Source organism: Microbacterium sp. DT81.1, from assembly GCF_049844955.1.
Lineage (GTDB): Bacteria > Actinomycetota > Actinomycetes > Actinomycetales > Microbacteriaceae > Microbacterium.
In genome coordinates this window covers 80,355-100,656 of the sequence record NZ_JBNCMA010000005.1, presented here as the reverse complement: position 1 = coordinate 100,656, position 20,302 = coordinate 80,355, and the positions used below count along the sequence as shown (strand labels likewise).

The window sequence follows — 20,302 nt, the reverse complement described above, 5'->3', positions numbered from 1 at the left end:
TCGGGCCGCCCCGGTTCCACGCCGCCTACGCTTGGGGGGATGAAGGCGACATTCCTCCGGCCGGCTCGCGGGGTCGCGGAGCTCTGTGCGGATGGCGTGCGCGTGCTGGGTGTGCTGAGCATCATCGCCGCCATGATCTGGTGGTCGCCGGTGGATGTCGCGGTCTTCGCCCTCGTGCTGCTGGGTCTGGTGATCCCGCGCTTCCTCGGCATCCGCCCCGCGCTGGACGCGGCCTTCGGGATCGCTCTTCTCGTCGCCGGCTGGAGCGCCGTTCTCGACACGTACGCTCAGGTGCGCTATTGGGACCTCGTCGTGCACTTCGCGCTGAACGGACTTCTCGCTGCGGTCCTCTACATCCTCGCCGTGCGGCTCGCCGTCGTGCCGGATCCCGCCACCGAACAGGTTTCCCGCGGTGCGATCGTGAGCCTGACGGTGGCGTTCGGGCTCGCGGCCGGCGTGGTCTGGGAAGTCGCCGAGTGGGCGGGCCACACCTTCGTGGACCCGACCATCTACGTCGGCTACGAGGACTCGATCGGCGACCTGGCGGTCGGCGGGCTGGGAGCGCTGGTGGCCGGACTGGCCGGCAGATACCTCTCGGCCGAGAGCCGCTACATCGCGACACCGGTGCGCCTGAGCTCGACGAGGTCCTGACGCCCGGCGGAGCCGCGTCGGTACGCTGCCCGCATAGATCCGATCGTCCCCACGCTCTCGATCCTGTTGCTCTCGGTGATCGCGTTCGTCAGCGGCCGGGTGCCGCTCGCCATCGTGGCCATCGGGGTGTCGCTCGCGCTGTTCCTGTCATCGGACGCGCGGGAAGCGGACGATTCCGGCTCACGGCGATCATCGGCGCGCTCGTTGCGGTGCTCGCGGCCTCATCAGCATCAATGGCGCGGTGGCCGCGCTGCTTCCCGTTGTCGTCGTCGTTGCCGTGCGGGCGAACATGGTGCCGTCCAAGCTGCTGATGCCGCTCGCGTTCGCGGCGAGCGCCGGTTCGCTGCTGACGCTGACCGGCACTCCGGTGAACCCCATCGTCTCCAGTGCCGCCGTCGACGCCGGTGGCAGCCCTTCGGGTTCTTTGAGTACGCGCTCGTCGGCCTTCCGCTGACCGTGCTGTCCGTGCTGTTGATGGCCGCCTGCGCCGACCTACTGCGACCAGACCGCGAGTTCGTTGCCGGCCGGATCGACGAAGTGGAACCGCCGCCCACCGGGGAACGCGTAGATGTCGTGCAGCACCGTGCCGCCCGCGGTCGTCACGCCCTCGCGCGCCGCCTCGAGGTCCTCGACGTAGATCACGACGAGCGGCATCCGCTGCTGATGCTCGTCTGCGACCGCGTTGATGCCCGCGACCGTGCCGCTGTCCGACGTGTCGAGATATTCGCCGTAGTCGGTGAAACCCCAGCCGAAGGCGCTCTCGTAGAACGCCCTGGCGGCGCGCAGTGCGCCCGCATCGCCGGCGGGAAACTCGACGAGATCGATCTGATTGTGCTTCGTCATGACATAGGCGTAGCATGACCCGGCGACATCCGCGGCCCGGCACCGAAGGCGGGCATCCGGGGGATCGTGCACGCGGGACCCCCGCCCTCTTTCCGCCCTCAGCGGACGACGCCCCCGATCACGCGAGCGTGTCGGCGGTTCGTGGCACGCTGGAACGTCGGCGTCGCCCGCACACATCAATCCTCGCCATCCCCCTTTCGGAGACTCCCGTGCTCGGCAAAATCCTCTTCCAGTACTTGAAGCAGTACCGGTGGCTCCTGCTGGGGGTGCTGGTCTTCCAGTTCATCTCCGCCATGGCGTCGCTGTACCTGCCGCGGCTCAACGCCGACATCATCGACAACGGCGTCTCCAAGGGCGACACCGCGTACATCTGGTCCACCGGTTCGGTGATGCTGGCGATCTCGCTCGGCCAGATCGTCGCGGCAATCATCGCGACGTACTTCGCCGCCCGGGCCGCGATGGCGGCGGGGCGCGACATCCGCCGCGACGTCTACGAGAAGGTGAGCGGCTTCTCCGAGCGCGAGGTCTCCAAGTTCGGGCCCGGCTCGCTCATCACCCGCAACACCAACGACGTGCAGCAGGTTCAGATGCTCGCCATGATGGGCGCCACAATGCTCGTGACCGCGCCGCTGCTGGCGATCGGCGGCGTGATCATGGCCGTCCAGCAGGATGCGCAGCTGAGCTGGCTCATCGCCGTCTCCGTGCCGCTGCTGCTCGTGTTCGCCTTGGTCATCGTCAGCCGGATGGTTCCCCTCTTCCGCTCCTTCCAGAAGAAGCTCGACGCGGTCAACCGCGTCATGCGCGAGCAGCTCACCGGCGTGCGGGTGGTGCGGGCATTCGTGCGCGAAGACATCGAGGAGGAGCGGTTCGCCGTCGCCAACACCGACATCATGGTCGTCGGCCGCAAGGTGGGCTCGCTCTTCGTACTGCTGTTCCCCGTCGCCATGCTCGTGCTGAACGTCACCGTCGTCGGCGTGATCTGGTTCGGCGGCATCCAGGTGAACGAGGGCAGCGTCGAGATCGGCACCCTCTTCGCCTTCATGCAGTACGTCGGTCAGATCCTGATGGGCGTGCTGATGGCGAGCTTCATGACGATCATGATCCCGCGTGCCGCGGTGTCCGCGGAGCGCATCGGCGAGGTGCTCGCCAGCGAGTCCACCCTGACCCGCGCCGAGAACCCGGTCACCGAGTTCCCGGAGCCCGGATCGGTGGAGTTCGACGACGTCGAGCTGACCTATCCCGGAGCGGAGTTCCCCGTCGTGCGCGGCATCAGCTTCCGCGCGGGCAAGGGCGAGACCGTCGCCATCGTCGGTTCGACCGGTTCGGGCAAGACGACCCTCATCTCCCTCATCCCCCGCCTGTTCGATGTGACGGGCGGCGCGGTGCGGGTCGGCGGCGTCGACGTGCGCGATGCCGACCTCGACGAGCTCTGGAAGGGCATCGGCCTCATCCCGCAGCGCCCCTTCCTCTTCAGCGGCACCATCGCCTCCAACCTGCGGTTCGGTCGCGAGGAGGCGACCGATGAGGAGCTCTGGAAGGCACTCGAGATCGCGCAGGGAAAGGACTTCGTCCAGGAGATGGACGGCCAGCTCGGCGCGCGCATCGCCCAGGGAGGCACAAACGTCTCCGGCGGCCAGCGCCAGCGCCTGGCGATCGCGCGCGCGATCATCCACCAGCCGGACGTGCTCGTCTTCGACGACTCGTTCTCCGCCCTCGACCTGACGACCGATGCCCGATTGCGGCAGGCGCTGTGGCGTGAGCTGCCGGATGTCACCAAGATCGTCGTCGCCCAGCGCGTCTCGACGATCACGGAAGCCGACCGGATCGTGGTGCTCGAAGACGGGCAGATGGTCGGCCACGGCACCCACGAAGAACTGTTGAACACGAACGAGACGTATCGCGAGATCGTCCAGTCCCAGCTGGGGGTAGAGGTATGAGCACGCCGGACACCCTCACAGAGGAGGAACGCCTCGAACTCGAGCTGGCCGAGCAGGCCAGGCAGAATTCCGGCGACTGGGACAGCGTCAAGCCGGGCAAGGCCGCGGACTTCGGCAAGAGCTTCCGGCGGCTGATCGGCCTCCTCCGGCCGCACGCCGTCGCGTTCACCTTCGTCTCGATCCTCGGCGCCATCGGCGTCGTGCTCGCCGTCATCGCCCCGAAGCTGCTGGGTGAGGCCACGAACATCGTGTTCGAAGGGGCGGTCTCCAACTCCCTCGGCGCGCAGTTCCCCGCAGGCACGTCGCAGGAGCAGGTCGTCACCGCGCTGCGCGCCGCCGGGCAGACCGATATCGCGAACATCGTGGGCGAGATGAACGACTTCGCGGTCGGCGCCGGCGTCGACTTCGAGGCGCTCCGCATGGTGATCGTCGCCGTCCTGGCGATCTACGTCGTGTCCTCGTTCCTCAGCTGGATCCAGGGCTTCGTGATCAACATCATCATGGTGCGCACCATGTGGCGCCTGCGTGAGTCGGTGGAAATCAAGATCAACCGGCTTCCGCTGTCCTACTTCGACAAGGTCCAGCGCGGCGAACTGATCTCCCGCGTCACGAACGACATCGACAACATCACGCAGACGATGCAGCAGTCGCTGTCCTCGGTGGTGACGTCGGTGCTCACCGTGATCGGCGTGCTGATCATGATGTTCTCGATCTCCTGGCAGCTCGCCCTCGTCGCCCTCGTGTCGCTTCCCCTCATGGCCGTCATCTTCGGCGTGATCGGCCCGCGCTCGCAGAAGGCGTTCAACACGCAGTGGCGCAAGGTCGGTCGCCTCAACGCCCGCGTCGAGGAGTCCTTCTCCGGTCACGCGCTCGTCAAGGTGTTCGGTCGCGAGGCCGACTCGCGCGAGAAGTTCCAGCTCGAGAACGAGGAACTTTACGAAGCGAGCTTCAAGGCGCAGTTCCTCTCCGGCATCATCATGCCCGGCATGATGTTCATCGGAAACCTCACCTACGTCGGCATCGCGGTGCTCGGCGGACTGATGGTCGCCAACGGACAGCTGCGCCTCGGCGACGTGCAGGCGTTCATCCAGTACTCCCAGCAGTTCACCCAGCCGCTCTCGCAGCTGGGCGGCATGGCCGCGGTCGTGCAGTCCGGAGTCGCCTCCGCCGAGCGCGTCTTCGAGCTGCTCGATGCCGAAGAGCAGGAGCCGGACTCGGTAGATGCGCCGGAGCCCCTCGACGGCGAAGGAGTCATCGAGTTCGAGAACGTGCGCTTCTCATACACCCCCGAGCGCCCCCTCATCACGGACCTCTCGTTCCGGGTGGAGCCTGGCCAGACGGTCGCGATCGTCGGCCCCACGGGTGCGGGCAAGACGACACTGGTCAACCTGATCATGCGCTTCTACGAGCTCGACGGCGGCCGCATCCTGCTCGACGGACAGGACATCGCCGAACTGACGCGCGACGACGTGCGGTCGCGCACGGGAATGGTGCTTCAGGACCCCTGGCTGTTCGCCGGAACCATCCGCGAGAACATCCGGTACGGCCGCGAGACGGCCACGGATGAGGAGGTCATCGAGGCGGCCAAGGCGACACGCGTGGACCGGTTCGTGCACTCCCTTCCGGAGGGCTACGACACCGTCCTGGACGAGGAGGCGTCGAACGTCTCGGCGGGCGAGAAGCAGCTGATCACGATCGCCCGTGCGTTCGTGTCCCAGCCGTCGGTGCTCATCCTCGACGAGGCGACGTCGTCGGTCGACACCCGCACCGAGCTCCTTCTGCAGCACGCCATGGCCGCGCTTCGCGAGGGCCGCACGTCCTTCGTCATCGCGCACCGTCTCTCCACGATCCGCGACGCCGACCTCATCCTCGTGATGGAGCACGGCGACATCGTCGAGAAGGGGACGCACGACGAGCTGATCGCGGCGGAGGGCGCCTACTGGCGCCTCTACCGCTCGCAGTTCGAGCAGGCGGCCGCCGAGACCGATGAGCAGCTGGCGCGCATGGAGGCCGACGTGGCAGACGTCTCCGGCGCGGAGGAAACAGCAGGAGCCGCCTCCTCGTCGTCGTGACGCGCAGGGAGTAGGTTCGGACTCGCAACAACCTGTGAGAGGACACCGTGCCGAAGCTGCTCCCGTCTTGGCGCGACACCGCGACTCGCCGCGCCATCATCGACTTCGTCGAGTCGGTGAGCGGCGACGGCGCCGACGCGGTGCCGATCGCCGAGCGCATCGCGGTGTTCGACAACGACGGCACGCTCTGGACCGAGAAGCCGATGCCGACGCAACTCGCCTACATCGTCGAGAAGTGGGCGGCCCATGCGCAGCACGACCCCTCCTTGGCGGAGCGCCAGCCCTACCGGGCTGTCGCAGCCGGCGACCTGGGGTGGCTCGGAGCAGCCCTCGACAAGCACTATGCGGGCGACGACGAGGATCTCCGGACGATGATCGGCGCGCTGGTGTCCCTGACCGACGGAGTCAGCGTCGAGGACTACGAGAGCGAGGTCGCCGCGTTCTACCGCGATGCGACGCACCACGTTCTGCGCCGACCTTACGCGGATGTCGTCTACCAGCCCATGCTCGAGCTGCTCCGCTATCTGGAGCAGCACGGCTTCACGTGCTACATCGTCTCCGGCGGCGACCGCGATTTCATGCGTCCGATGACGGAGGCGGCCTACGGCATTCCCCCTGAGCGGGTCATCGGCTCGGCGCTGGGGCTCGCGTATGACGCGGAGGGGAACGTCGTCCGCTACGGGGCGTCCTTCTCCTTCATGGATGACGGGCCCGAGAAGCCGGTGCGGATCTGGTCGCGCATCGGGCGGCGCCCCCTGTTCGCGGGCGGCAACTCGAACGGCGACATCCCCATGCTGAGGTTCGCTCACTCACCCGACCGCCCGGGTTTCTCCCTGCTGATCCACCACGACGACGACACGGGGCGCGGCGATGACCCCTACGACGAGGGCGCCGAACAGGCGCTCGCGCTCGCGAGTGCCGGGCCCATCACCCGGGTCAGCGTCAAGCACGACTGGAGCACCGTCTTCCCCCCGGAGCCCGCGAGCTGACCGCGGCGCTCCCCCACCAAACAAGAAAGGGTCCGACATGGGCTTCTCCGATTACCTGGTCTGGCTGTTCTGGGCGTTCATATGGATCTCGTTCATCTGCGTCGTCATCTTCATCATCTTCGACCTCTTCAGCGACCACACCGTGAGCGGCTGGGGCAAGGCGGGATGGATCATCCTGATCTGCTTCTTCCCCGCGCTCGGCGCGCTGATCTACCTGATCGCGCGCGGCAAGGGCATGGCCGAGCGGCGGGCGTACGGCAATCAGACCGTCGCGGAGGACGACGACTACAAGCCGAGAAGGTTCGACAATCCTGCCGACGAGATCAGCAAGGCCAAGGCGCTCGCCGACCAGGGCGTCATCAGCCAGGGCGAGTACGAGGCGATCAAGGACAAGGCGCTGCGCGCAACCGGCTGATCACCGTGGATAGTCTCGAGGGGTGACCACCCCGGCGGCGCCGGCCTCGAGAGAGGTCGCCGTTCAGCGTGCGCAGCGGAATCCGATGTGCGTCATGGCGGTGTCCTCGGCCTGGGCGCTGCGCGCAGCGGGGCGGTAGCGCAGGCAGTACTCAGGCGCGCAGAGGTGAGAGCCGCCCTTGAGCACCCGCCGCGGGATGCGAGAGCCCGGCTCTGCGCTCCGGGCCGCGAGGAGATTCGTCCGCAGGCCGGCGTCGACGCCCGAGACACCGGGAAGGGGATGCCGCGGCTCGTAGTAGTCGCTCGTCCACTCCCACGTGTTGCCGGTCATGTCCATCAGGCCGTATCCGTTCGCCGGGAAGGTGCCGACCGGAGATGTTCCCACCCAGCCCGCGGCACCGGTATTCCGGTAGGGGAATGCGCCTTGCCACGTGTTCGCCAGCACCTCGCCCGCCGGATTCTGCTCGTTGCCCCATGCGAACCGCGCGCCGGTGAGCCCGCCCCGCGCGGCCCACTCCCACTCGGCCTCGGTGGGGAGCCGCTTGCCGGCCCATTCGGCGTACGCGGTCGCATCCTCGAAGCTCACATGCACAACCGGATGCCGCGGCCGCTCGTCGATGGAGGAACCGGGCCCGAACGGCTCGCGCCAGCGGGCGCCGGGCTGCCAGCGCCACCACTGCCGCCAATCGCGCAGGTCCACGGGGCCGGCCGTCGGGGTGAACACCAGGGCGCCCGGCACCAGCTCTGCGGGATCGGCTCCGGGGAAGTCGGCGGGATCGAGGTCGCGCTCCGCGACCGTGACGTAGCCCGTCGCCTCGATGAAGGCGGCGAACTGCTGATTGGTGACCGGGTGCGCATCGAGCTCGAAAGGCTCGATGACCCGCTCGTGCACCGGTCCCTCGTCGGGGTAGAACTCGGCGGACCCCATACGCAGCGTGCCGCCCGGGATCGCAATCATCTCGGCCACCCCCCAACGCTAACCTGCGCCGGGAGAGGCGGCCGATAGTCTGGCCCCCGGAAAGGCCGCCATGCCACGAAACGATGAATCTCCGGCGCTGCTGTCACCGATGCTGCGCACGCTGCTCGGCCTCGCCGCCGCGGTGATCGCGCTCGCCGGCCTGTACTTCGCGCGCGAGCTCGTCGGCCCGCTCGTGCTCGGTGCGGTGCTCGTGATCATCTGCCAGCCCCTCCGCCGGCCCCTCGAGCGGCGCGGCTGGCCGCGCTGGCTCGCCACGACAGCGGTGATCGTCGTCGCCTACGTCATCCTTGCGATCCTCGCGTTCCTGCTCTTCTACGCCGGAAGGCAGTTCGTGCTGCTCATCGGCGACTATGCCGATGAGCTCGAGGCGACCGCCGACAACGTCGTCGCCTGGCTGCAGTCCGTGGGGCTCGACGAGCAGGCGGCGGATGCCGCGGCCGGCGTGCTCGACCCCTCCGCGCTGGTGGGGCTGGCCACGTCCCTCGGCGGCACGGCGCTCGGCATCCTCACCGCGTTCTTCTTCGTGCTCGCGTACGTCATCTTCATGGCGGCCGACGGCGCGCGCTACGAGAACGCGGCCCAGCGCTTCGGAGCGGCGCGGCGGGGAACGCTCGAGCGCATCGGGCGCTTCAACTCGGGGGTCCGCCGGTACTACGTCGTCAACGCGAGCTTCGGCGCCGTGGTCGCGATCGTCGACGGGCTCGCCCTGTGGGCCCTCGGCATCCCGGTTCCGGCCGTCTGGGCGATCCTCGCGTTCGTGACGAACTTCGTGCCCAACATCGGCTTCGTGCTGGGGCTCATCCCGCCCGCGCTGCTAGCGCTCGTGGTCGGGGGCTGGCCGCTGATGCTCATCGTGATCGCGATCTACTGCGTCGTGAACGTGACCCTGCAGGTGCTCGTGCAGCCCAAGTTCGTCAGCGACGCGGTGAACCTCAGCCTGACGCTGAGCTTCTTCTCGGTGATCTTCTGGACGTTCATCATCGGCCCGCTCGGCGCGATCCTCTCCATCCCGCTCACGCTGCTGGTGCGCACACTCGTGCTGGAGGGCGATCCGGACGCGCTGTGGCTGCGGTGGCTGTCGGGTGACACGGATGCCGCGCCTCGAGCGGCCGCGTCTCCCATGCCCGCCCGCGGCGGCGAGAGGCCCCCGCCGCCGCAGAAGCGGGGACGGGGGCCGGTCGGACGCTCGCGCTGACGCGCGACTCCTCGGGCTCGGCGGTCGCTCAGCCGAGCAGCTTGGCCTTCGCGGCGGCGAATTCCTCGTCACTCAGCACGCCCGCGTCCTTCAGTGCCGCGAGCTTCTGGATCTCCGCCACGATGTCGGTGCCACCCGCGGCCGCGGCCGGCGCGGCGGGTGCCGGCGGAGGCGGGGGAGCGTACTGCGGCTGCGCGTACTGCGCCGCCGCCGCCTGAGCGGCGGCGTCGATCTGCGCCTGCTGCTGCGCCGCCTCGTACTGCTCCTGCTCGTACTGGTCCTGCGCCTTGCCCTGCTGGCGGCGCTGCATGCCGCCGCTGACCGCGGTGGCGGTGCCGGCGACGACGGCGGTGCGGGCGGCGAGGCCGACGAGGCCCGGGCGTCCCATTCTGCGAAGGGGCATCTTCTTCTCCTAGTTCTCTTCTGCGGCGTCGATGACCGCGTTGACGATCGGTGCGGGAATGCGCTCGGTACGCAGCACGACGCCGCCGGACTCGGCGACCTTGCTCGCGAGTGCGCGGGCGTACAGCAGCTCCAGCGCCAGCAGCACTGCCGAAGCGCCGGGCGGGATGAGCTCGGCGAACTCCTCGATGTCCTCGCTGCCCGCGAGACCGAGCGCGACCAGCTCGAGGTTGCCGAGCCCGAAGTTCTCGGCCTCGTCCTCGATCTCGACGACCTCGAGGTCACCGTTCTCCGACTTGGAGATGATCACGAGGTCGAGCAGGCGCACCAGCCCGGCCTCGATGAGGTCGGCCAGGGCGCCGAACACGCCGGGGGAGGGCCGCTCCCCCTCGAACCCGACGAGATACAGCTCGACAGGACCGTACTTGAAATCAACCATTCCGTTTCCTTTCTTCTCCGGCGCCCGCGAACGCGGGCGCGGGGTGTCTAAAAGCTCGCGATCCCCTTGCCGATCAGCACGGCGCCGATCACCAGGAGCAGCACGGCCATGACGGTCGCGTTGTTCTGTACGAGCCAGGTCCGCAGCGACTCGAGGGGTCCGGCCATGCTCTTCGCGGCGACGAGGTAGGCGATCACGGGGATCGCCACGGAGCAGGCCGCGAGAAGGGTGAACACGAGGATCGCCACGACGGTCGCGCCCGCCTCCAGGCCCGCGCCACCGATGACGAGGCCCGCGCCGGCGCCCATCAGCAGGTTCTTGGGGTTGACGGCGGCGAGGAGGAAGCCGAGCCCGAATCCCTTTCCGGCCGTCATCGTGTCGATCGCCGACATCCATTTCGGCAGAGCGGCCTGCTCACCGGGGGCCGGGCGGGAGCGCCACTGCCGGAGGGCGAGGAAGAGCAGCCCCGCCCCCAGCAGCAGCTGGATGACGCCCTGGACAGGCTTGGCGGCATTGTCATCGTTCTCGGGGAGCACCGACGAGAGAAGCGTGAAGAGCGTCACGGCGACGACGATGCCGACCACCCAGCCGAGCAGGAAGCCGACGCTCGTGCCCTTCGCCTTGGGCGAGAGCAGCATCAGGATTGCCGCGATGATCGGGATCGGGCTGATCGCGACTCCGACGGCGAGGGGGAGGATGTCTCCGAGTACCTGGCCCATGATGTCCTGTCTAGTTGCTGCTGCGGGTGATGTGAGCGGCTTCCGTCGGCGCGCCCGGGGCCGGTACGTCCGGGTGCTCGGGGACGGCCGGGTGGCCGAAGAGGCGGTCGCGCAGCTTTTCACGCCATCCCATGGGCGGCGCGAGAGCGTCGGTCGCTGCCCGGTTCGTGGGGTACACGGTCTCTCCCTCAAGGATTCCGAACACCGTGAGGCGCTCGCGCGCGCCGGGGCGGACGCGGCTGAAGGACAACACCACGCCTTCGCCGCGCAGCCACCCCTTGAGCGCCGCGAACGATTCGGCCGCGGTGACATCGACATCGCTGACCGCCTCCATGTCGATGACCAGGTCGTGCACAGGCCCCTGATGCGACTGGCTCACCGCCTGCTTGACCGCCTGCGAGAAGACGTCGCCGTTGGCGAAGAACAGGGGTGCGGCGAGCCGGATCACCACGACGCCCGGCACCGTCACAGAGCCTGCGGGGCTCCCGTCGAGGAGGGAGTCGGTGGGCGAGTCGTTCGTCGCCAGCACGTCGATCGCGGGGTTGGCGGCGCGCTTGGCGAGGTTGATCAGCGCGAGCACGAAGGCGACGACGATGCCGGGGATCGAGCCGATGAACAGCGTGACCAGGAAGCACGTCGCCGCCACGAGGAACTCGAAGCGGTCCAGACGCCACAGCGAGCGGAACTCGCGGATGCCGAGGAGCGGCAGGATCGCGACGGCCACGATCGCGCCGATCGCCGGCGAGGGGATGTCGGCGAGGAGGGCGGTGCCGAAGAGCAGCAGCAGGAGGGTTCCCGCCGCGAGAACGAGCGAGGGCAGCTGCGTGCGCGACCCGGTCTGGTCCATCGCCGCCGTGCGCGACGTCGACGATCCCATGGCGAAGCTCCCGCTCGCGCCGGCGGCGATATTGCCGAGGCCGAAAGCGAACAGGTCGCGATTGGGGCTCGTCGGGTAGCGGTTCTTCTCTGCGTAGGAGCGCGCGACCAGGAGGCCTTCGGCCGTGGTCACCATCGTCAGCGCCATCGCGGACGGGATGAGCCAGAGCCATGCCGCCCACTCGAGGACCGGCCAGGTGAGGGCCGGCGGCCCGGCAGGGACCTCGCCGAGCACGGCGACCCCCGCATCGTCGAGGTCGGCGATCATCACGAGGATCGTCGCGAGGATGAGCACGACGAGGGCCCAGGGGACCGCCCCGAGGTAGCGCTTGCCGAGCAGCAGGATGGCGACGGAGAGGACGGAGATCGTCAGCGAGATCACATTCGTCGTCGGCAGCCCGAGCACGAGGTCGGTGAGCTTCTCGACGAACTCACCACCCGAGTTGATCGAGATCCCGAGCATCTTGGCGATCTGGCTGATCAGGATGTCGAGGGCCAGGCCTCCGACGAAGCCGACGAGGATCGGCTTCGAGAGGAAGTTCGCGAGGAAGCCGAGTTTGAAGACCGCGAGCAGCAGGAACATCAGGCCGGACAGGATCGCCTGTGCGAGGGCGAGCGTCGCGTACTCCTGCGAACCCGCGACGGCGAGACCGCCGATCGACGACGCCACGAGGGCCGCGGCCGCGGCATCCGGAGACAGCACCAGCTGCCGGGAGGAGACCACCAGCGCGTAGATCACGGTGGGCACCACCAGCGCGTAGAGCCCCGCGGTCGGCGGGAGCCCGGCGATCTGCGCGTAGCCGATGTTGAGCGGGATCGCGATCGCGAGCAGAGTCACACCCGCGACGGCTTCGCGAACGACGTTCTGTCGCGTTAGTCCGGCGAGCGGCTTCTGCATCAAGGCTCCGAAGGGCGAGGGCGCCGCGGAACGCGGCATCCCGAACCTATCGCCCGCACGGAGGGGCTGCCAGCGAATGACGCCGGATGGACCGACTTTCACATGGATCGGATGACGAGCATGCCCGGCCCACCGGAAGAGGGGCAATACCGTAGCCCTATGAGCCGACTCCCCGCGACGACGACTGCGAGCGCGACGCCTCCCGCCGACGGGCCGCCCAGGTACAGCGAGGCGCACGAGCTCATCGCGGTCATCCTGCTGTCCCTCGTCGCGGTGCTGACGGCGTGGTGCGGCTTCGAGTCGAACAAGTGGGGAGGCGACTCCTCGGTCGCATTCAGCGAGGCATCCGCGGCGCGCATCGAAGCCGCCGACTACGACAGCCAGGCCCGAGACGCCCGCGGGTTCGACCTCGCCGTCTATTCGCAGTGGGTGCTCGCCGAGGCGAATGGAGACACCGAGCTGGCGGATTACATCGAGGCCCGGTTCTCGGAGCAGTTCGCCGCCGCCTTCGACGCATGGATGGCAGACGGCCAGGAGGAGCGGGGTCCGTTCCAGCGCCCCGAGTACGTGCCGCCCGGAACCGAGAAGGCGGCGGCGGCGAAGGAGCGCGCGGATGCCAAGCAGGCCGAGGCCCTGGACTTCAACGAGAAGGGCGACAACTACTCGCTGATGACCGTGATGTTCGCCCTCGTGCTCTTCCTGGCGGCGATCGCGCAGCGAGGCATCTCGCCGCTGGCCACCCGAATCATCCTCGGCCTCGCCGGCGGCCTCGCGCTCGTCGGCCTGGTCGTGCTGCTGACGTTCCCCGTCCGCGTCTGACGGCGTGATCCGAGACGCCCTCGTCAGGGAACGACGATGTTGAAGGCCGGGTCGCCCTGGTCGAGCACACCCATCAGGGTGCTGAGCGCGGTGGCGTCGCCCGTGATGTCGAGCCCGGGGGAGCTGACGTCGCCGGCCATCACCGCGAGCAGGCGAGGCTTCGTCGTCGTGATGGTGGCCGTCGCGCCGGGGTCGATCTCGGCCTTGCGCTGGATGAGCACGCCGTTGCGGAGCGTCAGCCGGTAGGCGGCATCCAGATCGGTGAAGACGACGTTGATCGAGAGGTCGAGGTCCCACGCCTTGGGGCCGTTCACCGAGATCGCGAGCGCGTCGAAGAGCTGCTCCGGCGTGAGCTGCGCGACGATCGCCGGAGCAGAGGTGGCGGTGGGGGTTCCGAAGTTGCCGTCGCGCAGCTCGGTCGCCCCGGAGAGGAAGAAGTTGCGCCACGTGCCGTTCTCGGCCCCGTAGCCCAGCTGCTCGAGGGTGTCCGCCAGCAGTGCGCGGGTGGCGGCGTGGTGCTCCTCCGTGAAGATCGCGTGGTCGAGCAGTGTGGCCGCCCACCGGAAGTCACCGGCATCGAAGGCCGCCTGGGCGAGCTCCACGACGCGGTCGAGGCCGCCGAGTGCCTCGACGTAGCGCTTGGCCTGCTCGGCGGGCGGGTGCGGCCAGAGGCGGGTCGGGTTGCCGTCGAACCAGCCCATGTACCGCTGGTAGATCGCCTTGACGTTGTGGCTCACCGAACCGTAGTAGCCGTGCGTGCTCCACGCGTTCTCGAGCGCAGGGGGCAGCTGGATGAGCTCGGCGATCTCCGCACCCTGGTAACCCTGGTTGATCAGGCGCAAGGTCTGGTCGTGCAGGTAGGCGTAGAGATCGCGCTGGATCGAGAGATACTGCACCACCCGCTCCCGGCTCCAGGTCGGCCAGTGGTGGGATGCGAACGCCACGTCGGTGCGGTCCCCGAACGTGTCGATCGCCTCCGTCAGATACTGCGACCAGACGTGGGGGTCTCGAACGAGCGCCCCGCGAAGTGTCAGCAGGTTGTGCAGGGTGTGGGTGGCGTTCTCCGCCATGCAGAGAGCGCGGTACTTCGGGAAGTAGAAGTGCATCTCCGACGGCGCCTCCGTACCCGGCGCCATCTGGAACTCGATCTCGACGCCGTCGACGACGTGCGTCTCGCCGGTGGTCGTGATCTCCAGGGTGGGGACGATCATGCCCACCTCCCCGCTGGAGGTCGTCTGGCCGAGACCGGCCCCGACCTGGCCCTGCGGCCCGCGGGCGAGTACGGCGCCGTACATGTAGCCGGCCCGCCGTGACATCGCGGTGCCGGCGTAGACGTTCTCGGCGACCGCGTGCTCGACGAAGCCCTCGGGGGCGATCACCTGCACGGCGCCCGAGTGCACCTCGGCCTCGCTGGTGACGCCGAAGACCCCGCCGAAGTGGTCGACGTGGCTGTGCGAGAAGATCACCGCCACCACGGGGCGCTCGCCGCGGTGTTCGCGATACAGGGCGAGCGCGGCCGCGGCCGTCTCGGTGGAGATGAGCGGATCGATGACGATGACGCCGGTGTCGCCCTCGACGAAGGTGATGTTCGACAGATCGAACCCCCGGCCCTGGTAGATGCCCTCGACGACTTCGTAGAGGCCCTGCTTCGCAACGAGCTGCGACTGACGCCACAGGCTCGGGTGCACGGATGCCGGGGCGTCGCCGTGGAGGAAGGCGTAGCTGTCGTTGTCCCACACCACGTGGCCGTCGGGCCGCGTGATGACACCTGGCACGAGGGCCGCGACGAAGCCGCGGTCGGCGTCGTCGAAGTCGGAGGTGTCGGCGAACGGCAGCGAGGCGGAGAGCGCCCGGTGGGCCTCTTCGACGGCGGGCGTGACGGGCTTGTTCTGCATGGGGATCCGTTCCGAATGGCGGGGTGGTGCGGCGGAATGCCCGAGCTGCCGGCATCCGGAGGAGAAGTCAGAGGCCCGGGGTCGCCTTCAGCCTGCCAGAGTCGATGGCCGCGATGAAGGCCTGATAATCGGCGTCGTTCTGCTCGGCGTAGGCCTCGGCGAAATCGGCGATGGATTCCTCGAAGGTCGTCGACTTGCCGAGGTACGCGGCGATCGCCACGCGGTCGCCGGAGCGGGCGTGTGCGCGCGCCAGGGTCTCGCCGCAGATGCGGGCGTACAGCAGCGCACCACGGGGCACCATCACCTCCGGATCGAGCGAGCCCTTCCAATCGTGCAGCTGTCGCACGTAGAAGTCCCGCGAGACACCGTCCTGCGGGGCCTGCACCCGCTGCCAGCCGAGGAAGATGTCACTCGAGGCCTGCATGATCCGCTGGCCGCGCACCACGCGCTCGCCGTGCTCCTCGTACTCGCTCGCACCGAGGAAGCGCTCGAGCACGGACTCCTGCGCTTCCTTGGCCTGCAGGAAGAGCGGGTCGGCGTCGTCACGGCCGGTGAGCAGGATGATCCAGGCACGGGTCCCCACGCTGCCGACCCCGACGACCTTTCGGGCCATGTGCACGTAGGTGTACTCGGGAAGCGGGTGTCGCCTCGAGGGAAGAGTGGTCTGGTACGACGCGAGGATCTCCCGCATCGCGGCCTCCGTCTGTTCGGTGCTCTGGCTGGAGCCGACGATGTCCTCCACCGGAACGATCATGGGTGGCTCGGAGACGATACGCAGGCGACCGCCCTCTTTCGTCACGAGCTTCTCGAAGGCGCGCATCCGGTCCTTCGTGAGCGCCTTGGCGACGATCGATTCGAAGCCCTTGAGCTGTCGCTTCTCGGCCGTGCCGGCCGCCTTCTCCTCCCGCAGCCACGACTGCACCTGCTCGGCATCGAGCTTGTCGTACCAGGCATCCAGCACCGACTCCCCTGCCGCCTTCAATATCCGCTCCCGGTAGCCGCGGCCGGCCGCGAGGAGGATCTCGCGCCGTTCCTCGTCGGTGAAGCCGCGATGCCGGCCGGCGATCTCGAAGCTCGCGACGAGGCGCTTGACGTCCCATTCGAAGGGCCCGGGCAGCGTCTCGTCGAAGTCGTTGATGTCGAAGACCAGCCGGCGCTCCGGCGAGCCGAAGAGACCGAAGTTCGACAGATGGGCGTCACCGCAGAGCTGCACCGTGAGCCCCGTGCTCGGCGTGGTCGCGAGGTCCGCCGCCATCAGCAGCGCGGCGCCGCGATAGAACGTGAACGGGGAGACCATCATGCGTCCGTGCCGCACGGGGATCAGCTCGGGGACGCGCGAGGTGGCCTGCTCCTCGAGCAGCGACACCGGATCGGTGCGGTTCTCGCCCGGCAACCACTCGGCATGGCTCGACCGCGGGGTGTGCACCCGCACCGCCCTGCCGTACGCATGGCGGCCCGCGAAGTCCGAGGGCTGCGGCGGGATCGGATCCGTTGCGGTGGCGTGCTCGCTCATGACATCTCCTCACATCGACGTGTTCGGTCCCGCACGGCACCGAGGTGGCCACAGTCTGTCACCCGGCGGCTCGGCAGAATACTGTCAGTCCCACGACGCCTGCGCGTCACCGAGAAGGGATGAATCCATGTCGGATGCCGCTGCTCCCGTGCCCGCCGCCGCCCCGGTCAGACGACCGCTCAACTCCCCGCGAGCCGCCGCTCTCGCAGGTGTGCTGTTCGCGCTGCTCTTCACGACGTCCCTGGTGCTCCTGCGCTCGACCCTGCCGGACCGGCTGACCGACGACTCGAGCTGGCTGGATGCCGGCGCCGCCGCGCGGCTGAACATCGGGCTCGCGCTCGTCCCCTTCGCCGGCATCGCGTTCCTGTGGTTCATGGGCGTGATCCGCGACCGGTTCAAGGAGACCGAGGATCAGCTCTTCTCGTCGGTGTTCATCGGCAGCGGTCTGCTGTTCCTGGCGATGGTGTTCATGACGGCGGCGCTCGCCGGCGGGATCGTCACCACCATTCCGCTGATCAGCGACGATGGCAGCCGCACGGAGGTGGCGACCTTCGGGCGGGCGGTCATGCTCCAGGTCAGCAACGTCTACGCCCTGCGAATGGCCGGCGTGCTGCTGATCTCCCTCGGAACGATGTGGCTGCGCACGGGGGTCATGCCCCGGTGGTTCGCGGTGATCACGTATCTCGTCGCCCTCGTGCTGCTGTTCGTCACGACGCTGAGCCTCTGGGCGACGCTGATCTTCCCCGTCTGGGTGCTCGCGGCCAGCATCCTCATTCTCGTTTCGAACTACCGTCGGGGAGCGGCGAGGGCCACTATGGGCTCATGACCTCGCCAGCAACAGCCGCATCCAAAGATGACGCCGAGGCCCTCAAGGCCCGGATCGCCGCCCTCGAAGCGGAGAACGAGCGGCTCGCATCGCTCGCCGAGACCGCTCCCATCGATCCGCTCGTCGCGGGCGCCGAGCCCGTGCCGAGGAAGCGGAACGGATGGCGCGCCTTCGTCTCCGCCCTCTGCATCGTGATCGCGTCGATCCTTGTGCCCGTGTCCGTCGTCGGTGCATGGGCGCGGGTGGAGCTGGTCGATCCCGACCAGTTCGTCTCGACCTTCGGGCCACTCGTGGATGACCCCGACGTGCAGGCGATGGTCATCGACCAGGTGACGACCGCCGTGAACGAGCAGGTCGACATCGCGACCATCACGAACGACCTCTTCGACGGCATCGCACAACTGGATCTGCCGCCGCGTGCGCTCGCGGCGATCGATCTGCTGCGCACCCCGGCGATCCAGGGCGTCGAGGGTCTCATCGATCAGACCGTCTCGCGGGTGGTGGGGTCGACCCAGTTCGAGGACATCTGGGACAGCGCCCTGCGCGCGAGCCACCGAGGGCTGGTCGCCGCGGCGACCGGGGGCCAATCGGGCGCGGTCGTCATCGAGGACGACGGCACCGTCGGCATCCAACTCGGCCCCATCGTCGCCGAGGTGAAGCAGAGGCTGGTCGACCGCGGGGTCACCTTCGCCTCCGCCATTCCCGAGGTGAACCGCACCATCGTCGTGGCCCAGAGCGACTCCCTCGCGACCATCCGCGTGATCTACAACCTCGCCGTGACGGCGGGCTATTGGATCCCCGTGCTGATGCTCGCCCTGTTCATCGCCGGGATCGCCTTCGCGCGCCGGAAGACCACGGCCGTGCTCGGATCCGGCATCGGGCTGGCGCTGGGTGGGCTGATCCTCGTGATCGCGCTGAGCAGCGGCGTGACGGTGGTCGGGATCACCGCGGGCAATCTCGGGCTTCCCTCGGGTGCCCTCGTCTCGATCTACGAGCAGGTCGTCGGCGCCATGCGCCAGACCGCCGTCGTGCTCACGGTGCTCGGGATCGTGATCGCCGTCTTCGCGTGGACGCAGGGTCGCTGGGCGGGTTCCGTCGCCACGCGCCGCGCGGTCACGAGCCTCAACCACTCGATCCGGCGAGCCGTCTTCTCCCGGGGTGCGCACACGGGCGGCTTCGGCATCTGGATGGACCGCCAGCGCGTGCTCGTGCGCACCGTGATCGCGGTGCTCGCTGTCATCTGGCTGTGGCTGCTGCGTCCGCTCGGGGTGGGCGAGATCTTCACCGTCGTACTCGTCGCCCTCCTCGTCTGGTGGATCTGCGAGCTGGTGCGACGGCCGTCCGCCGAGGTTCTCGTCGTCGACGCAGAGGCGCTCGATCCGGACGTCTCAGTCGATGCCGAAGAGCTCGAGCGGGTGGGTCAGGCGCCACCAGGCGCTGGGACCCTCGATGTCGTCCGCGAGCACGACGGTCGTACTGTCTGAGTCGAGCGGCCCGCTCACCGAGAGCGTGCCGACTTCGTCGCCTTCGCCGCGAGCCTCGCCGAGGGAGAAGGAGGTCGTGGTCGAGCCGATCCCGCCGTTCCACAGCACGACCTCTGCATCGGCGGCGGTTCGGATGTCGACATCCGATCCCCACTCGGTCGTGACGGTGCCCACCGCGGTTCCGCTCACGACCGAGGGGAACGACTGCAGCGACGCCTCGAGCTCGGCGTAGAGGGCGCGGGACGCGGCCAGGCGCTCCTCATCGTCGGGCTGGCCGAGCACCGCGGCATAGAGGCGGACGGGCGTCTCGCCGATCATGATGTCCTTGGCCGAGAGCAGATTCCAGTCCTCGCGCAGCGACCCCGTCTTGATCCCCTTCACCCCGGCGTCGGTGAGCAGACCGTTGGTGTTCTCCACCAATCCCGCCCCCGGCAGGTCCACCGCGGTCTTCGCCACGATCTCCGCGATCACCGGGTTCGACATCGCCCGCTGTGCGAGCGGGAGAAGCGCCTCGGGCGACGCCGCATTGCGGGAGTCGATGCCCGTCGGGTCGGCGATCGTGATGCCGGGCACCCCGTGCAGGCGCAGCCAGTCGTTGGCCGCACGTGCGAAGACGGCGTCCGAGGGCCAGATGGCGGCGGCGAGGTGGTCGGCGTAGTTGTTGGCCGAGCCGATCAGCATTCCCTCCAGCAGCTGGTACTGGCTGAGCGTGCCGCCCACGGGCACCTCCAGCGCCGACTCGTCGTCGCTGCGGTACTGCCAGTACGCCGTCATGTCGCGGTCCGTGAAGCGGTACTCGGGGCCCTCTTCGCCGACGGCGAGGGGCATCTCATCCAGGACCAGCAGCGCCGTGACCACCTTCGTGATGCTGGCGATGGGCGTCGACTCCGCGGTCGACGCGAGGGGCGCGCCCATCCCGGCCACGCTGATCGCGGCGCCGCCCTCCACCGGCCACGGCGGCGCTGCCGCGGGTGCCGCGACGGCCTGCACCGTCAGAGCCTCCACGACCGGCGGGACGGCGTGCAGCGGCCAGAGCAGCGTGGCGGCGGCGTAGGCGCCGGCCAGAAGGCCGATCAGCGCCGCCGGCATGAGAACGCCAGGCCGCCACGGCGAGCGGTGCGGCGCGTCGGTCAGGAGGTCCGCCTGAGGGGCAGGGATGTATGGGGCGGTGCCGAGGCTGAAGCCGGAGGTGGTCGTCGTATAGGCGACATCGGTGCTGTCGACCCACTCCAGCGCGCGGGGGGTCGGCGCCGCCCGCAGGGCCGCGCGCGACGTGGAGCGCCCGGTGCGCTCGGGCGCGGCATGTGGAGCGGTCACGAGCCAAAGGTACAACGCTCGACGGGCGTATACT

At 68.8% G+C, this 20,302-nt stretch carries 19 protein-coding genes; 10 read left to right on the top strand and 9 right to left on the bottom strand.

The window, feature by feature from the left end; genetic code table 11:
* Positions 1–39 precede the first annotated feature (39 nt).
* Both ACLQ2Q_RS14375 and ACLQ2Q_RS14370 read left to right on the top strand, forming a co-directional pair.
* Complete coding sequence (locus ACLQ2Q_RS14375) at positions 40–651, top strand: hypothetical protein (protein WP_425821159.1); 612 nt, start codon at positions 40–42, stop codon at positions 649–651.
* 241 nt (positions 652–892) lie between these two features.
* Positions 893–1,105, top strand: coding sequence for an SLC13 family permease (locus ACLQ2Q_RS14370; protein ID WP_425821158.1), 213 nt, complete (start codon positions 893–895; stop codon positions 1,103–1,105).
* Positions 1,106–1,143: 38 nt separating this feature from the next.
* Here the strand turns inward: ACLQ2Q_RS14370 and ACLQ2Q_RS14365 are convergent, their stop codons facing one another.
* Positions 1,144–1,494, bottom strand: coding sequence for a VOC family protein (locus ACLQ2Q_RS14365; protein ID WP_425821157.1), 351 nt, complete (start codon positions 1,492–1,494; stop codon positions 1,144–1,146).
* A 209-nt stretch (positions 1,495–1,703) separates the two neighbouring features.
* On the opposite strand from ACLQ2Q_RS14365, the gene ACLQ2Q_RS14360 reads away from it, so the two are divergent.
* Genes ACLQ2Q_RS14360 through ACLQ2Q_RS14345 form a run of 4 tightly spaced genes read left to right on the top strand, consistent with a single transcriptional unit; the run spans position 1,704 to position 6,907 of the window.
* Positions 1,704–3,431 (top strand): ABC transporter ATP-binding protein, encoded by a 1,728-nt coding sequence (locus ACLQ2Q_RS14360; RefSeq protein WP_425821156.1) that lies wholly within the window; start codon positions 1,704–1,706, stop codon positions 3,429–3,431.
* Positions 3,428–5,503 (top strand): ABC transporter ATP-binding protein, encoded by a 2,076-nt coding sequence (locus ACLQ2Q_RS14355; RefSeq protein WP_425821155.1) that lies wholly within the window; start codon positions 3,428–3,430, stop codon positions 5,501–5,503. Before ACLQ2Q_RS14360 ends, ACLQ2Q_RS14355 begins: the two co-directional genes overlap by 4 nt.
* Before the next feature lie 47 nt (positions 5,504–5,550).
* The gene (locus ACLQ2Q_RS14350; RefSeq protein WP_425821154.1) at positions 5,551–6,492 is read left to right on the top strand and encodes an HAD family hydrolase; all 942 of its coding nucleotides are present in this window, start codon (positions 5,551–5,553) and stop codon (positions 6,490–6,492) included.
* Between the two features lie 37 nt (positions 6,493–6,529).
* Positions 6,530–6,907 (top strand): PLDc N-terminal domain-containing protein, encoded by a 378-nt coding sequence (locus ACLQ2Q_RS14345; RefSeq protein WP_425821153.1) that lies wholly within the window; start codon positions 6,530–6,532, stop codon positions 6,905–6,907.
* Between the two features lie 63 nt (positions 6,908–6,970).
* On the opposite strand, the gene ACLQ2Q_RS14340 is transcribed toward ACLQ2Q_RS14345, so the two are convergent.
* Positions 6,971–7,864, bottom strand: a complete 894-nt coding sequence (locus ACLQ2Q_RS14340; RefSeq protein WP_425821583.1) for a formylglycine-generating enzyme family protein — start codon at positions 7,862–7,864, stop codon at positions 6,971–6,973.
* A 70-nt stretch (positions 7,865–7,934) separates the two neighbouring features.
* On the opposite strand from ACLQ2Q_RS14340, the gene ACLQ2Q_RS14335 reads away from it, so the two are divergent.
* Positions 7,935–9,080: an AI-2E family transporter gene (locus ACLQ2Q_RS14335; protein WP_425821152.1), complete on the top strand. Its 1,146-nt coding sequence runs from the start codon at positions 7,935–7,937 to the stop codon at positions 9,078–9,080.
* A gap of 28 nt (positions 9,081–9,108) precedes the next feature.
* Here the strand turns inward: ACLQ2Q_RS14335 and ACLQ2Q_RS14330 are convergent, their stop codons facing one another.
* Genes ACLQ2Q_RS14330 through ACLQ2Q_RS14315 form a run of 4 tightly spaced genes read right to left on the bottom strand, consistent with a single transcriptional unit; the run spans position 9,109 to position 12,414 of the window.
* Positions 9,109–9,483, bottom strand: a complete 375-nt coding sequence (locus ACLQ2Q_RS14330; RefSeq protein WP_425821151.1) for an SHOCT domain-containing protein — start codon at positions 9,481–9,483, stop codon at positions 9,109–9,111.
* A gap of 9 nt (positions 9,484–9,492) precedes the next feature.
* Positions 9,493–9,921, bottom strand: a complete 429-nt coding sequence (locus ACLQ2Q_RS14325; RefSeq protein WP_425821150.1) for a DUF6325 family protein — start codon at positions 9,919–9,921, stop codon at positions 9,493–9,495.
* Positions 9,922–9,968: 47 nt separating this feature from the next.
* Positions 9,969–10,640: a GAP family protein gene (locus tag ACLQ2Q_RS14320; protein ID WP_425821149.1), complete on the bottom strand. Its 672-nt coding sequence runs from the start codon at positions 10,638–10,640 to the stop codon at positions 9,969–9,971.
* Between the two features lie 10 nt (positions 10,641–10,650).
* Positions 10,651–12,414, bottom strand: coding sequence for a SulP family inorganic anion transporter (locus tag ACLQ2Q_RS14315; RefSeq protein WP_425821148.1), 1,764 nt, complete (start codon positions 12,412–12,414; stop codon positions 10,651–10,653).
* 159 nt (positions 12,415–12,573) lie between these two features.
* Here ACLQ2Q_RS14315 and ACLQ2Q_RS14310 point away from each other — a divergent pair, with 159 nt between their 5' ends.
* Entirely contained in the window at positions 12,574–13,233 is a 660-nt protein-coding gene (locus ACLQ2Q_RS14310) for a hypothetical protein (protein ID WP_425821147.1), read from the top strand.
* A gap of 23 nt (positions 13,234–13,256) precedes the next feature.
* On the opposite strand, the gene ACLQ2Q_RS14305 is transcribed toward ACLQ2Q_RS14310, so the two are convergent.
* Positions 13,257–15,128 (bottom strand): alkyl/aryl-sulfatase, encoded by a 1,872-nt coding sequence (locus ACLQ2Q_RS14305; RefSeq protein ID WP_425821146.1) that lies wholly within the window; start codon positions 15,126–15,128, stop codon positions 13,257–13,259.
* A gap of 67 nt (positions 15,129–15,195) precedes the next feature.
* Entirely contained in the window at positions 15,196–16,641 is a 1,446-nt protein-coding gene (locus tag ACLQ2Q_RS14300; protein ID WP_425821145.1) for a DUF2252 domain-containing protein, read from the bottom strand.
* A 127-nt stretch (positions 16,642–16,768) separates the two neighbouring features.
* Between ACLQ2Q_RS14300 and ACLQ2Q_RS14295 the strand changes: the two genes are divergently transcribed.
* A complete protein-coding gene (locus tag ACLQ2Q_RS14295; protein WP_425821144.1) occupies positions 16,769–17,467 on the top strand; it encodes a hypothetical protein in 699 nt (232 codons plus the stop codon).
* Entirely contained in the window at positions 17,464–18,951 is a 1,488-nt protein-coding gene (locus tag ACLQ2Q_RS14290) for a hypothetical protein (protein WP_425821143.1), read from the top strand. The genes ACLQ2Q_RS14295 and ACLQ2Q_RS14290 overlap by 4 nt, the downstream gene beginning before the upstream one ends.
* On the opposite strand, the gene ACLQ2Q_RS14285 is transcribed toward ACLQ2Q_RS14290, so the two are convergent.
* Entirely contained in the window at positions 18,856–20,268 is a 1,413-nt protein-coding gene (locus ACLQ2Q_RS14285) for a D-alanyl-D-alanine carboxypeptidase family protein (RefSeq protein WP_425821142.1), read from the bottom strand. The genes ACLQ2Q_RS14290 and ACLQ2Q_RS14285 overlap by 96 nt on opposite strands.
* Positions 20,269–20,302 lie beyond the last annotated feature (34 nt).

What these genes read in the sequence shown, in the direction of transcription:
- ACLQ2Q_RS14375 (WP_425821159.1), top strand. Translation starts at nt 40, where the DNA reads ATGAAGGCGACATTCCTCCGGCCGGCTCGCGGGGTCGCGGAGCTCTGT.
- ACLQ2Q_RS14330 (WP_425821151.1), bottom strand. Translation starts at nt 9,483, where the DNA reads ATGCCCCTTCGCAGAATGGGACGCCCGGGCCTCGTCGGCCTCGCCGCC.
- ACLQ2Q_RS14355 (WP_425821155.1), top strand. Translation starts at nt 3,428, where the DNA reads ATGAGCACGCCGGACACCCTCACAGAGGAGGAACGCCTCGAACTCGAG.
- ACLQ2Q_RS14315 (WP_425821148.1), bottom strand. Translation starts at nt 12,414, where the DNA reads ATGCAGAAGCCGCTCGCCGGACTAACGCGACAGAACGTCGTTCGCGAA.
- ACLQ2Q_RS14325 (WP_425821150.1), bottom strand. Translation starts at nt 9,921, where the DNA reads ATGGTTGATTTCAAGTACGGTCCTGTCGAGCTGTATCTCGTCGGGTTC.
- ACLQ2Q_RS14335 (WP_425821152.1), top strand. Translation starts at nt 7,935, where the DNA reads ATGCCACGAAACGATGAATCTCCGGCGCTGCTGTCACCGATGCTGCGC.
- ACLQ2Q_RS14295 (WP_425821144.1), top strand. Translation starts at nt 16,769, where the DNA reads ATGTCGGATGCCGCTGCTCCCGTGCCCGCCGCCGCCCCGGTCAGACGA.
- ACLQ2Q_RS14305 (WP_425821146.1), bottom strand. Translation starts at nt 15,128, where the DNA reads ATGCAGAACAAGCCCGTCACGCCCGCCGTCGAAGAGGCCCACCGGGCG.
- ACLQ2Q_RS14340 (WP_425821583.1), bottom strand. Translation starts at nt 7,864, where the DNA reads ATGATTGCGATCCCGGGCGGCACGCTGCGTATGGGGTCCGCCGAGTTC.
- ACLQ2Q_RS14310 (WP_425821147.1), top strand. Translation starts at nt 12,574, where the DNA reads ATGAGCCGACTCCCCGCGACGACGACTGCGAGCGCGACGCCTCCCGCC.
- ACLQ2Q_RS14345 (WP_425821153.1), top strand. Translation starts at nt 6,530, where the DNA reads ATGGGCTTCTCCGATTACCTGGTCTGGCTGTTCTGGGCGTTCATATGG.
- ACLQ2Q_RS14320 (WP_425821149.1), bottom strand. Translation starts at nt 10,640, where the DNA reads ATGGGCCAGGTACTCGGAGACATCCTCCCCCTCGCCGTCGGAGTCGCG.
- ACLQ2Q_RS14365 (WP_425821157.1), bottom strand. Translation starts at nt 1,494, where the DNA reads ATGACGAAGCACAATCAGATCGATCTCGTCGAGTTTCCCGCCGGCGAT.
- ACLQ2Q_RS14290 (WP_425821143.1), top strand. Translation starts at nt 17,464, where the DNA reads ATGACCTCGCCAGCAACAGCCGCATCCAAAGATGACGCCGAGGCCCTC.
- ACLQ2Q_RS14300 (WP_425821145.1), bottom strand. Translation starts at nt 16,641, where the DNA reads ATGAGCGAGCACGCCACCGCAACGGATCCGATCCCGCCGCAGCCCTCG.